Annotated in this window: 11 protein-coding genes and 1 riboswitch; of the genes, 6 read left to right on the forward strand and 5 right to left on the reverse strand. The window is 49.0% G+C overall.

Going from position 1 to position 12,568, the window contains the following annotated elements; all coding sequences use genetic code 11:
* The first annotated feature begins 55 nt into the window (after positions 1–55).
* From ACFVQB_RS23225 to ACFVQB_RS23240, 4 genes are all read left to right on the forward strand, one after another.
* The gene (locus tag ACFVQB_RS23225) at positions 56–1,006 is read left to right on the forward strand and encodes a helix-turn-helix transcriptional regulator (RefSeq protein WP_379444656.1); all 951 of its coding nucleotides are present in this window, start codon (positions 56–58) and stop codon (positions 1,004–1,006) included.
* Positions 1,007–1,075: 69 nt separating this feature from the next.
* Positions 1,076–1,897 carry a zinc ribbon domain-containing protein gene (locus ACFVQB_RS23230; protein ID WP_379444660.1) on the forward strand — a complete coding sequence of 274 codons (822 nt, stop codon included), beginning with the start codon at positions 1,076–1,078 and terminating at the stop codon, positions 1,895–1,897.
* Between the two features lie 544 nt (positions 1,898–2,441).
* The gene (locus tag ACFVQB_RS23235) at positions 2,442–2,609 is read left to right on the forward strand and encodes a hypothetical protein (RefSeq protein WP_379444663.1); all 168 of its coding nucleotides are present in this window, start codon (positions 2,442–2,444) and stop codon (positions 2,607–2,609) included.
* A gap of 202 nt (positions 2,610–2,811) precedes the next feature.
* Positions 2,812–3,504 carry an aspartate/glutamate racemase family protein gene (locus ACFVQB_RS23240; protein ID WP_379444667.1) on the forward strand — a complete coding sequence of 231 codons (693 nt, stop codon included), beginning with the start codon at positions 2,812–2,814 and terminating at the stop codon, positions 3,502–3,504.
* A gap of 516 nt (positions 3,505–4,020) precedes the next feature.
* Here ACFVQB_RS23240 and thiC read toward each other — a convergent pair.
* Entirely contained in the window at positions 4,021–5,805 is a 1,785-nt protein-coding gene (gene thiC / locus ACFVQB_RS23245; protein ID WP_379445480.1) for a phosphomethylpyrimidine synthase ThiC, read from the reverse strand.
* Positions 5,806–6,181: 376 nt separating this feature from the next.
* Positions 6,182–6,295, reverse strand: a riboswitch (TPP riboswitch).
* A gap of 119 nt (positions 6,296–6,414) precedes the next feature.
* A complete protein-coding gene (locus ACFVQB_RS23250; protein WP_063568040.1) occupies positions 6,415–7,158 on the reverse strand; it encodes an IclR family transcriptional regulator in 744 nt (247 codons plus the stop codon).
* Positions 7,159–7,516: 358 nt separating this feature from the next.
* On the opposite strand from ACFVQB_RS23250, the gene ACFVQB_RS23255 reads away from it, so the two are divergent.
* Together ACFVQB_RS23255 and ACFVQB_RS23260 are read left to right on the forward strand one after the other, a co-directional pair.
* Positions 7,517–8,545: an alpha/beta hydrolase gene (locus tag ACFVQB_RS23255; RefSeq protein ID WP_379444673.1), complete on the forward strand. Its 1,029-nt coding sequence runs from the start codon at positions 7,517–7,519 to the stop codon at positions 8,543–8,545.
* Positions 8,546–8,742: 197 nt separating this feature from the next.
* Entirely contained in the window at positions 8,743–10,065 is a 1,323-nt protein-coding gene (locus ACFVQB_RS23260; RefSeq protein ID WP_379444677.1) for a Fe-Mn family superoxide dismutase, read from the forward strand.
* A 208-nt stretch (positions 10,066–10,273) separates the two neighbouring features.
* Here the strand turns inward: ACFVQB_RS23260 and ACFVQB_RS23265 are convergent, their stop codons facing one another.
* The 3 genes from ACFVQB_RS23265 to ACFVQB_RS23275 all read right to left on the reverse strand — a co-directional run bounded on the left by ACFVQB_RS23265 (position 10,274) and on the right by ACFVQB_RS23275 (position 12,474).
* Complete coding sequence (locus ACFVQB_RS23265; protein WP_379444681.1) at positions 10,274–11,110, reverse strand: alpha/beta fold hydrolase; 837 nt, start codon at positions 11,108–11,110, stop codon at positions 10,274–10,276.
* A gap of 214 nt (positions 11,111–11,324) precedes the next feature.
* The gene (locus tag ACFVQB_RS23270) at positions 11,325–11,549 is read right to left on the reverse strand and encodes a hypothetical protein (protein WP_053779639.1); all 225 of its coding nucleotides are present in this window, start codon (positions 11,547–11,549) and stop codon (positions 11,325–11,327) included.
* 70 nt (positions 11,550–11,619) lie between these two features.
* Positions 11,620–12,474 carry a lipoate--protein ligase family protein gene (locus tag ACFVQB_RS23275; RefSeq protein WP_379444685.1) on the reverse strand — a complete coding sequence of 285 codons (855 nt, stop codon included), beginning with the start codon at positions 12,472–12,474 and terminating at the stop codon, positions 11,620–11,622.
* Positions 12,475–12,568 lie beyond the last annotated feature (94 nt).

Consider the following 12,568-nt stretch of genomic DNA (forward strand, 5'->3'; position numbering starts at 1 on the left):
CAACAATATAACATATCTGAATCCAACTTATAAATGATTGAAGGGAATCCAATATATGAAACTGGACCGTTTATTAGCCATCGTTGTGCTGCTGATCAATCGTGGCCGGGTGCAGGCCAAGGATCTGGCCGATACGTTTGAAGTATCTATTCGCACCATCTACCGGGATATAGACACACTGGGTCAGGCGGGTATTCCTGTCGTCACCTATCAGGGCGCAAGCGGTGGTATTGGCCTTGCAGAGGGCTATCGGCTTGACCGAAATGTATTAACCGACAAGGATTTGGCCTCGATAGTCACTGCGCTGCGCAGTGTCTCCACCTCCCATACGAATGTGGCGCGGGATCTGTTGATGGAGAAACTCAGCAGTATCGTGCCTGAAGCCAAAAATGAGGATTTCCAGGCCAATACCAGCCGCTTCATTGTGGATTATTCGATGTGGACACATCCCGAAGCGCTGCAAATCAAACTTCAGCTCATTGAACAGGGTATGGATCAACTGCGACCCATTACATTTACCTATTGTAGTGCCGAAGGTACTCAAACTCATAGAACGACCGACCCGCATACCCTTGTGCTCAAAAAGCATTCCTGGTACCTCTATGCGTTTTGTCACGAACGCAACGAGTTCCGCATGTTCAAGCTGGTTCGCATGCGAGACGTCGTCCTTGCCCAAGGAAGCTTCGAACGTAAGCCAATCAACCTGCAGGACAGGCCCTGGCAGCAAGGGTGGGCAACTCCAGATAATAAAGTGGCCTTGAGCCTGAGATTTCATGCTCGTATCCGTCACATCGCAGAGGAATGGTTTGGCATAGAGAACGTCGTTTCGGATGGTGAGGGGTATTATATAAGCCAGGTCGCATTTCCGGAGGACAACTGGCTGTATGGGTTCATTCTTGGATTTGGCGCAGATGTCGAAGTGCTGGAGCCTCTGCACATTCGGGAAGAGATTCGTAGAATTGCTGAACAAATTGTGCAAAATTATAAAGCTCCGCCCCTAACCTGACAGACAGGTGTCCAGTTCCTCCCGTTATACTTTTACTATATTCAAGCTGTACATAACGAGGAGGAATTGATGATGAACGTCACAGTATGCCAAAGCTGCGGAATGCCACTTACGACCCCTGCTCAATTCGGAACAGAAACGGATGGCAATACAACCCGCGAATACTGTATCTATTGTTATAAAGAAGGCAAGTTCGAGCAGCCCGATATTACGCTGGAGGGCATGATTGAAATGTGCACCGCTATCCTAAATCAGGAAGGGATGGACGAGGAATCAGCAAGGGCGATGCTGCGCAACCAGCTTCCTTTTTTGAAAAGATGGAATGCTAACGGCTCAGGTCGGAACGTGGCGTTTTCAACAGAAAATTCAGTTGAGTCCGCTGACCTTAATCAAGGAACTCGCGACAATACGCTCTCCACAGAGCCCGTTCGATATGTCACGCTGCCAGGAAAGCGCCTTGCAGGTGTGTCCGCCAGAACAACCAATGCCATTGAGATTAGTGGCAAAGGCTGTATTCAGGGCCTCTGGAACAGCTACTTCGCCTCAGATTATCAGCCTGCCCCTGAAGCGGCCCGCTATGGCTGTTACGCTGACTATACGGATGGCATAAATGGAGAATACACCATACTGGTGGGTCATGAGGTGGGTCCGGGTGAATCGTTGCCTGAGGGAGTCAGTTCCGTTGAGCTGCCACCTGCAACATATGCGGTGTTCACCTCCAGAAAAGGCCCGATGACCGAGGTCGTAGGTGAGGCCTGGGGTGCAGTGTGGGCTTGGAACAATCAGGGGGAGCGCACGTTTACCGGAGATTTCGAATTGTATGATGAGCGCAGTCTCGATCCTGAGAACGTACAAGTGGACCTGTATATCGCTGTTCGGCAAGAAAAATAAGAAAAATAGTAATTATGGTCATTTCTTAATTCCAATTGGACCGTTTCGATCTATATCTCAGCAATGGAATACCGCTCACGGATTTATGCAAAATGCTGTTAGGCTGTCAGGTTTTCCTGACGGCTTTTTGGCGTTTCACCTTTGTCTATCCGTCGAAAAATGCCCTAATATGCACCCGACAACCGACCATGGTACCAAGTTAGCAAGCTTGCGTCGTACCTATACAACCAGACAATATGTCTTAATTTCGACACAATTGGCATTCCCAAAACTGGGTCTATTCACTTAACAACCGCTTCTATCCTCCCATACGAGACCTCACATATGCGGTCCTTTCCTCCTGAATTTACTTAAAAACGTTTACATCTCCTGAATACGGGGTAAAATCACTACAATCCAATTGGAATTACACCTTAAAGTTGCCTGTTTCGTCTAACAAGTCACATATACCTATTTGCGTAACAGAGACGATAACCCGTCGGAATACATAACCTATTAATAATCACTTATGCATATTCGAAAATGCATTAAAGGAGGAACCAAGATGATCCGCATGCCTATTCAGCAAATGATCCCGTACCACCACCAATATCCGCGCAACACGGCGACCACTGCTCCCAAAAAGGAGAATGAGAACACTCAAGGTCTATCCTTTCATGAAATTTTGCAACAAAAAATGGCGAAAAAGAATGCTGCCCCATCCTTGAGATAGAATGAAATGATGAGCGAATTGAGAATCGCTAACGTGGTTGCACCGTTCCTCTGCGAAGTTGTGGATGAACGGTTATTCGCGTTTTCACGATAAATGTAGTTACCACAGTAATTTAAATATGTACAGTTTATTGTCACATCCCTATAATGGGTTAAATATCTGCGAAACTTATATGAGACATAATCCATTTCAGGGGGCAAGTATGATGATGACCATTGGCTGTTTTCACGCTCACTATTCCAATATTGCACTGATTGAAGAAGCTCTCGCTCCTTATGAGGTTGAACTTGTACATTATGTCGATCCGGGTCTGGATCGCCTCAAACATGATGCTGATTTCACCGAGGCAGTTACGCATGAGAAAGTCTCACAAACGCTGCAATGGATCGCGCACTGCCATGCAGATGCCATCCTCGTCACCTGTACCCTGTTTGCGGTCGTACTTGAGCAGGTGGCACAGTATGTTCCCGTGCCCGTGGTTGGCATTGATGATCCATTACTTGTGGAAATGCAGCAGAATCCTGGTGAATACATCCTAGCGTTTACCAACCCCGCAACGATTGAGGGAACGATGGCGCGGGTGAATCAGGCTTTGCAGCAAAAAGATGGGGATGGGCAGCGAAATGGGATCGAAGCAGTTGAGACTGAAGCTGCACTGATTCCGGGGACATTCGAGTTAATTATGCGAGGTGATAAGGAAGGCTATCTTGCTGCGGTGAGCACCGGATTACTGCAACTTGGTGAGCAGTACCCGGATAGCACGGTAGTCGCCGCTCAACTGTCCATGGCTCCCGCAGCAGCCCGGGTCACAGCAAACACAGGCATTGCGATTTATAGTCCGCTAGCATCACTTGCGGCGTACTTGGAGAAGAATTTGAGCTTGGCCCAGCGTTAAGTGTTGAGCTCATGAAGCAAAATAAAAAGACTCTCGAATGAGAGACTTTCGAATGGCATAATTATTTTGTACAGCCAATTTGTGGTGGGAAATAGGTTGCCTCCGGTGGGAGGTGATCCTATGAACTTCTCTTTCAACGACGTAATCGTGTTCGCAATGTTAATTATTGCGCTCCTGACATACATCGACCGTAAAAAGAAGTGACCCGCCACAGGTTGACGGCCTGACGGGTCACTTCGTCTGAATTATGCTGCACTTGGAGGAATACCTACCGCAAATGCTGTGCAGGAGTAGCCATTGGCCTGGCTACTCTTATTTGTTTTTACTTATATTCATTTTATTAAACACCTGTGAGACAATCAACCTATAACTGATAAAATATGTTGTGTCGTAATCCTTGTCCTTCGAAATGAAGTGTACGTACCACATACCAAGTAAGAGCCGCTCGTCTCCGCAATCACGGAGAGGAACGGCTTTTCACTATGTCAGGCCGCCCAGATTGCGCTGTAACGACGCCTAAGGGCGGGTCCGGTATTCCTCAGCCTTTTCCAACATGCCCGCTGCCACAGCCTCATTTTCGGACAAACCTTTGTCCGCGGCAAAGGCACGAATATCCTGCGTAATGCGCATGCTGCAAAATTTCGGCCCGCACATGGAGCAGAAATGGGCTTCCTTAGCCCCTTCGGCCGGCAACGTCTCATCGTGGTAGGATAGCGCACGTTCCGGGTCGAGTGACAGGTTGAACTGATCGCGCCAGCGGAACTCGAACCGTGCTTTGGACAGCGCATCGTCCCGCCGCTGGGCACGAGGGTGACCTTTCGCCAGATCAGCGGCATGAGCAGCGATCTTGTAGGCGATAACCCCTTCCCGCACATCCTCCTTATTGGGCAGGCCCAGATGCTCTTTTGGCGTAACATAACAGAGCATCGACGTTCCGAACCAACCGATCATCGCCGCTCCAATGGCTGAGGTAATATGGTCATAGCCTGGTGCAATATCGGTCGTCAGCGGTCCCAGCGTATAGAAAGGCGCCTCTTTGCAAATCTCCATCTGGAGATCGACATTCTCCTTAATCTTGTGCATCGGCACATGTCCCGGACCTTCAATCATCACCTGCACATCATGCTTCCATGCAATCTGTGTCAGTTCGCCGAGCGTAGCCAGTTCCGCCATCTGGGCTTCATCATTGGCATCATAGATGCTGCCTGGGCGGAGTCCATCTCCGAGAGAGAAGGCTACATCATACCTTTTCATAATCTCGCAGATTTCTTCAAAATGGGTATACAAAAAATTCTCCTGATGATGCGCAAGGCACCATGCTGCCATGATGGACCCGCCCCGTGACACAATGCCCGTCATGCGCTTGGCGGTCATCGGAATATATCGCAGCAGCACGCCTGCATGGATCGTAAAGTAGTCCACACCCTGCTCTGCCTGCTCTATGAGCGTGTCACGATACAAGTCCCAGGTCAGTGCTTCGGCTTCCCCATTGACCTTCTCCAGCGCCTGATAGAGCGGTACTGTTCCAATTGGTACAGGTGAATTGCGGATGATCCATTCGCGGGTTGTATGAATGTCCTTGCCTGTGGAAAGATCCATCACCGTATCCGAACCCCAACGTACCGCCCAAGTCATCTTCTCCACCTCTTCCTCGATGGAAGAAGATACCGCAGAGTTTCCGATGTTCGCATTGATCTTCACATGAAAATGACGCCCGATCAGCATCGGCTCACTCTCCGGGTGATTGATGTTCGACGGCAGGATGGCTCTGCCACTCGCCAGCTCCTGCCGTACAAACTCCGGCTCCACCCCTTCACGAATAGCGGCGAACTCCATCTCCGGCGTGATCATTCCCTGCCGTGCATAATGCATTTGGGTCACGCTGCGCCCTGCCTGTCCCCGTAATGGTTTACCACGCAAGCCTGGATACTTCTCGGCTCCAGTTCGCTTCCCTCCCGGTTTCAGTCCGTTATCCTCCGGTCTTACCGTTCGTCCCTGGTAGGCTTCAACATCTTCACGCTCCGTAATCCAGCGGGTACGCAGCGCCGGCAGACCTGCCCGGATATCGGCATGAAATTCGGGATCGGTCATTGGCCCGCTCGTATCGTAGACACGCAGCGGTTCGTTATGCTCCACCCCTTGGGGAGTATTGGTGTCATGAAGGGCAATTTCACGCTCCGGTACAGCAATGTCCGGTCGTGAGCCATGAATGTACACTTTGCGGCTGCCCGGGAAGGGCTGAACCCGCCCCACCGTACCTTTTTCCTTTGCCAACTGCTGATCCTGCTTGTCCTGTCCCATCGCTTCTTGTCCCGTTTGTTTTCCTGTGCTCATCGCTCTTGTCTCCTCCTCATTGGTGATCGCCTGGATTGAAATGCTTGCGCACGGGTCCAAAATCATCCACAGCATAGAAAAAGAAAGAGCGACCATACAACACAAAATAGGGACATACACTTCAAGTAATACAGACAGTCGAGGCAAAAGATATCCACCCCAATGCTCGCCAATGGCTCCCAGCTCTTTATCCAAAAGCAGCTCTGACACCAGCTTCCGCCTGTTTACTGTATAAAAAAAGCCGGTTCCCAAGGGAACCGGCTTATGTCCATCACCAATAACGCCCCTAATACAGACGCCTTAACGGAGTCCATCCATAGGTCACATCATATGGTGTTCGTGGTCGTATCGCCGATTACTTCCCTACGCTGGTATGATCCAGATCAGGTGCAAAGGGTCCGGAATCTCATGCGATTCCGTCTCAGTCCGGACAATTCGGACTCCCCCAGTAACGTTAACAAGTTGCAGCATCTAAGCCGCAGATTCATATTCAATTATGCTGACCCCGTTGGGCCGTCCATTACAGAGTAGCGCAACCGAATCATAAAAACAACCTTTATATTCCAGAACATAAAATCAGGATAACATAAGTCCCATCTGTGTAGCAGCTTCCTTCAGCACAGGAGCGTATTCATGCAACGTCTCCTGCGAGAGGCGACTAACAGGCCCGGATACGGACAGGGCAGCAGCAATGTTGCCTTTCCGATCCATGATCGGTACAGATACTGCCGCGGCTCCCGGTTCACGTTCCTCATAACTTGTTGCGTAGCCATATTCCAGAATGTCTTTCATCTGTGCCAAATATACTTTGGGATCGATAAATACCGGCCACTCCGGCCCATTCATCAGATCTTCGCGGTCCTCTTCGGTAGCAAAAGCCATCAGCACTTTGCTGGATGCTCCCACGGATAACGGAAGTCTGACGCCCACCGGAGCTACACGACGAATCGCCTGATCACTCTGTACGGCTTGAATTCGAATCCGCTCACTGCCATCACGCAGATATAAGCTCACGGTTTCGCCCAGTCGATCTCTGAGCCGCTCCATTGCAGGCAGTAGCAGAATAGCAGGATCATCGCTGCGAGACATATGGGCAGACAGTTCCCAGATGCGTATGCCAAGTCGATACTTCTCGGTGGCTGCATCCCGAATCACGAACCCCTTGTCCTCCAAAGTAGCCATCAGACGATGGACTGTACTTTTGTGCAGGCCGATCTGGCTGGCAATTTCTGTGAGCCCCAGATCACTGCGGGTTGTAAAACACAATAATATATCCAGCGCCCGTTCTACAGCCCGGACGGTTAACTTTCGGTCTTCCATGGCAAGTTGCCCTCCTCATGTTTCATCACATGAAACTTGGTTACATAAATTATATGAGAAACGGTCTCATCTGTAAACCAAAAAGCGCCATTTGGAATAGGGATATTTGTAAATATTTTCTTTTTATAAATTAAAATCCCCTGCTATTTGCACCCTAAGGAAATGTTAACCAGATATCTTCAGAACTATATAACAATTGCGTAACAAATGCCTCCAATCAATTGACTTTGACTATATTGGAACATACGATAAAGATATATTAAATTAAGATTTTGCTTCATAAGTAGTCAGAAAAATTATTTATCCGCTCTGTTCGATTCGTTGTTATCTTCATTTGATTTTTAAAGGAGGGGCAATCATGTATCCGACATCCCAGAGCGAAGCCCCGCTGCAAACGAAAGTGTCAGATCTGCCTTCTTCGTTATCACCGAGGCTGATCCGGTTCAAACATATTGTCGTGGCGTTGTTGCTCTCCGTTGTTTTTTTTCTGCTCTTTTGTTTCATTGCACTACACGGTTATATTGCTTGGGTATTATCCAATCCAACTGTAGCGCCTGTATTCTCCAATCCCATGCAGGCGAAGAACATGAAGTATCAAGACATCACGTTCCCGGCAGCAGACGGCAGTCGAACGATGCAGGGTTGGTATATTCCGGCTGACGATAATGCTAACAAAACCATCATATTCAGCCATGGATATGGTGCGAATCGTGAAGAGACCTGGGTACCAATGTATGACCTGGCCCATTATGCTCACCAACTCGGCTTCAATGTGGTGATGTTCGATTACGGTTTCGCTTCACAGGTGAACAAAGCTGTCGCCACAGGCGGCAAAGCCGAGTCCCAGCAGCTGCTCGGTGCAATCCAGTTTGCGAAGCAGCGCGGAGCTCAGGAGCTTGTCGTGTGGGGGTTCTCCATGGGTGCAGGCACAGCCTTGCAGACTGGGCTTATTACCAAAGATGTGGATGCCATGATTCTGGACAGCACATTCCTGCTTGAGCCGGATACGCTGTATCACAACATCCATAATCAGATAGATCTTCCGCGTCAGCCTACGCTGGAGATTATGAACCTGCTGTTCCCGATTCTGAACGGGACCGGATTGCAGCAAATTCCGTATCAGGAAGTAAAAAAAGAAGATTATCCTTTCCCGATTTTCTTCATCCATGGTACCGAAGATGAGAAAGCTCCTTACCCCATTGCGGAGCTGCTCGCTGCCAACCAGACCAATCCGTATTCCGATGAATGGATTGTAGATGGTGCGCACCATGAGCTGATCTTCCGGGAGCATCCAAAGGAATATCTGCGCCGTGTCTCCACATTCCTGAGTCATGTGACCAAGACGAGCAGCGATGATGTGGAAAATACCAATACCGGAGAATCGTGAAGATCCGGTAATTCAAGAGCCCTTATGGGCTCTTTTTTTTGTGTACACATAGGACAACATGCCTGGAGAATATACTTTTGGGACGTAATTAAAGACAGCTCTGGCTTGTACATTGCAATTTGAGCGAACCGGGCATCGAATTTTATTTCTGCTGCTGGAACTGAATTTGAACTCATCTGAACGGAGGTTTACCGCTTATGAATTGGTATGGATATGGGCATCTGCTGCCTCTGCGGGTACTCGAAGAAGTCCGTTTCTGGAAAGAGCAAGAGAAAGAACATACCCTTGTCATCCGTGCTTTGGTTCCTGATCTTGAAGCCTCATATGTCAAATGGCTTGCGGAATGGGAAGCGATCTTTGAGAACAGCGAAAGGGTCGCCAATCAGCTGTTGAAGCAAATACTGCCAGGAACCCAGCCGCCTGCTCCCTACATCATCCGCTGTATTGAACAGCTCGTAGCTGCTGCCTGCACACAATCGCGAGAGTTCATTAGACAGCTGTACGTCCTGCTGGAGCAAAGTAATGCTGTTCAGCATGTGCCGATTGCCAAAGTGGTTATTCTGCATTTCATTCGCGAATCCGAGTATTTCCTGGGGGTACTTGAAACGCTGAAACAATCTGGAGCTTTGCGAGATTTGGTATCTGATTCACCTTTTTCACTGGAACATATTCTTCAAACCTCGGGACAAACGGCTGATTCCAACGCACAAGTTGCTTCTACGTCCGTGTCTGGACAGTCCAATCGTGAAGCTGTAGAGGAGTCGTCTACTGCTGAGGGAAAAGTTAACAATTCTACTCCATCAGTACAGCCACAGTCTACATCGACTGTTCAGTCTCCCAATGCAAATGCAGAGGGCACTACCAACTCTACCGCAGCGCCGGTCAAGGAGAAGCCCGTTCCCATCGGTGGACACACGCTCCCTCCCCTGCCCTATGCCTATAACGCCCTTGAGCCCCATATTGATGAGATGACGATGCGCATTCACCATGACAAGCACCATCAATCTTACGTGGACGGACTGAACACCGCAGAGAAAAAGCTGGCAGAATCGCGGAAAAAGAATAATTTTGAACTCATCAAACATTGGGAACGTGAACTCGCCTTTAATGGGGCAGGCCACTACCTTCATACGATTTTCTGGACGGTCATGAATCCCAAGGGTGGAGGCAAACCCTCCGGTATGCTCGCAGAGCAGATCAAACGGGATTTCGGCAGTTATGAAGCGTTCAAAAATCAATTCACCGAAGCCGCTAACAAAGTGGAAGGCAGCGGCTGGGCTATGCTGGTCTGGAGCCCGCGGGCGCACAGACTGGAGATTTTGCAGGCAGAGAAACATCAGAACTTGTCCCAATCCGATATCGTTCCACTCTTACCGCTCGATGTATGGGAGCATGCCTATTACCTGAAACACCAGAATGAACGAAAAAAATATATTGAGGACTGGTGGAATGTGGTGTACTGGCCCGCTGTGGCCGAACGTTACGAGACCGCACGCAAGCTGTTGTGGCCGCCTTATTAAGAATTGAACGATATAAGCCAAAAAAGAGATATCTCTCAGCGAACCTGCTGTTCGCAAAGGCCTGCCTCTCAAGGTAAACGAGAAGCCGATTATCTTGCCTGGGCAGTCGAAGTTCTTTAACAGTTGAAAAAGCAGGACACCCTACTTCAGAAAGGGTGTCCTGCTTTTTTTGCGTTTCATTTGGGTTTATAAGCAATTTAAGTAATGCTTAGTCCTGCAAAAACTCGATCAGCGCTGCATTAAATGCTTCAGGATGTGTCGCATTAAAGCCATGCGGTCCCCCCTCTACAACAACAAGCCGACTGCTAGGGATGGATTCATGTGTACGTTGTCCACTGACTTCAAGCGGCACAACAGCATCGGAATCACCATGAATAACCAGCGTCGGAATATCGAATTTCTCCAGCTCCTGACGGAAATCGGTAAGAGCAAAGGCAGCAATGCAATCCAGAGTGCCCTTTGGTGATGCCAGAACAGCGATATCCCGGTTATATTGACGGAACGGTTCGCTCACCAGATCTGTACGATCTCCTGCTGCGAAAAAGTTATTCGTAAACCCATCCAAAAAGGCTATACGATCTCCCTTAACCCCATTTTGGAATTCTGCAATCGTTGCATCATCCAATCCTCCCTGTGGGTTGTCCTCGGACTTATACAGGTAAGGAGGCACAGCACCAGCAAATACAGCTTTGGAAACCCGTTCTGTTCCATATATTCCGACATAGCGAGCCACTTCGCCGCCTCCCATGGAGAAACCGACCAGTGTGGCATCGCGCAAATCGAGATGTAAAATCAATTTATGTAAATCAGAAGCAAATGTATCATAGTCATAACCATCCCAAGGTTGGGAAGACTGACCAAAACCACGACGGTCATACGTGATGACGCGGTAGCCCGCTTCAATCAGGGCAGGTACTTGCTTCTCCCAGGATCGTCCACTCAATGGCCAGCCATGAATAAGGATAATGGGTTTCCCCTCACCATGATCTTCGTAATACAGTTCAATTGGTTGTGCATTCTCTTCGCCTACGTTTACTTTAGCCATGGAAAATCCCTCCGTCAGTTATAACCTGTTTGGTTGTTACTATGCAAATGCTACATATGCAATCTATTATTGTCAATCGTACACAAGAATCAAATAGAATCGTTCAATGTTATGATGATTGGAAGATATCTCTTTCATTTGAACTACAAAAAAGCAAGCCTCTTGATTCAAGAAGACTTGCTTGTACTGAGATACTCTATGAGTACAACCACCATTAAGAGGCGCAACCCTCACAGGCCACATAGTTGTCGCCAACCTGTTTGCTAATCGCGATCAGATCGCCCAGCTTGATATCTTCTTCACCTGTAAATTCAAGATCAGCGATACGTGCAACGATCAGGGCAGCTGCTTCTTCCTTGCTTGTAGCCATTTGGCTGAATTCAGACTTTTCGCCTGTGGAAATGACCTCATATAAGTACGTATATCTTAAAGTTTCCATGTAGACACTCTCCTTCCGAAATCACATCATATCATCTCTATTACCCAATTCCAAGTCCAAGCTTCTGAACCTAATCGTAACGCAGTTTCATCTGCTCAGCCGTCAGCCTGACCACTTCTCGGTCCACGGTCAACACTCGGCTCGTCTCCGCCAGGGGAAAACGCTGACGCAGTGTACGTACAAGCGAGGCAGTATACGCCGCAGCAGAAGGGACACCTGCCAGTTCCTGCAAACTTGCCATCGTTCCGGGCCGAACATCCGGATAACCTTCGCCGGCACCGTCTGCTGCATCCTGATAGAAATTACGCACGTCTGCTGCCAGTTGGTCCCCTTGTCCTTCCACGATGATAAAGGCAGTAATGATATAAGCCTTGGCCTGTCTGCGCTGGGCAATACCACAGAATTTCAGTCCATCCACACTGACATCATAATCGCCAGGACAGAAGGCGCCTTCGATCTCCCCCGTGCGTGCCTGACTCGACCATGGTGTTAGCGATTCAGCAATCAGTGAGGCCATCTCCCGAAAATCATCATGAATATTGATAACACGTCCCGGGTTGGGCAAAATCAAAGACACGTTAACCACCCCTGGATTCAGGGGAACTGCTGCACCACCCGATGGACGAACGCAGACCGCCGTTCCCTGGCTTCTAATGCGTTCCATCGCTTCAACCGCCTGAGGCAGCCTCCGATCCCGCAGCCCCGCTACAAAGGCATCTGGATGCCGCCAAATATGAGCAACGGGCAACTGACCTTCTCCCACCCGGCGGCACATGACCTCTTCCCAAGCAAATGCTTCAAGTACACTGCTCCCGTGGCGCAGCAGCGGTGTCTCCCAAATCTGTAGACGCAAGGAATGATCCAGCTGCATCTGCTGCTCTGCTCCCGGCGATCCGGGTTGATCTGAATTGGACGGTACACTCATATAAGATAGCCTCCGACTAAACTAATCTGGATGAATTGTGTGAATGCAAAAGTAATATATAAATAAGCCGGTTCCCCAGGGAACACGGCTTATT

It is taken from the genome of Paenibacillus sp. NPDC057886 (assembly GCF_042796655.1).
Lineage (GTDB): Bacteria > Bacillota > Bacilli > Paenibacillales > Paenibacillaceae > Paenibacillus.

Excerpts from the sequence above, each read along its gene's own strand:
- ACFVQB_RS23235 (WP_379444663.1), top strand. The coding sequence starts at position 2,442 with ATGATCCGCATGCCTATTCAGCAAATGATCCCGTACCACCACCAATAT.
- ACFVQB_RS23255 (WP_379444673.1), top strand. The coding sequence starts at position 7,517 with ATGTATCCGACATCCCAGAGCGAAGCCCCGCTGCAAACGAAAGTGTCA.
- thiC (WP_379445480.1), bottom strand. The coding sequence starts at position 5,805 with ATGGGACAGGACAAGCAGGATCAGCAGTTGGCAAAGGAAAAAGGTACG.
- ACFVQB_RS23275 (WP_379444685.1), bottom strand. The coding sequence starts at position 12,474 with ATGAGTGTACCGTCCAATTCAGATCAACCCGGATCGCCGGGAGCAGAG.
- ACFVQB_RS23270 (WP_053779639.1), bottom strand. The coding sequence starts at position 11,549 with ATGGAAACTTTAAGATATACGTACTTATATGAGGTCATTTCCACAGGC.
- ACFVQB_RS23265 (WP_379444681.1), bottom strand. The coding sequence starts at position 11,110 with ATGGCTAAAGTAAACGTAGGCGAAGAGAATGCACAACCAATTGAACTG.
- ACFVQB_RS23250 (WP_063568040.1), bottom strand. The coding sequence starts at position 7,158 with ATGGAAGACCGAAAGTTAACCGTCCGGGCTGTAGAACGGGCGCTGGAT.
- ACFVQB_RS23260 (WP_379444677.1), top strand. The coding sequence starts at position 8,743 with ATGAATTGGTATGGATATGGGCATCTGCTGCCTCTGCGGGTACTCGAA.
- ACFVQB_RS23230 (WP_379444660.1), top strand. The coding sequence starts at position 1,076 with ATGATGAACGTCACAGTATGCCAAAGCTGCGGAATGCCACTTACGACC.
- ACFVQB_RS23225 (WP_379444656.1), top strand. The coding sequence starts at position 56 with ATGAAACTGGACCGTTTATTAGCCATCGTTGTGCTGCTGATCAATCGT.
- ACFVQB_RS23240 (WP_379444667.1), top strand. The coding sequence starts at position 2,812 with ATGATGATGACCATTGGCTGTTTTCACGCTCACTATTCCAATATTGCA.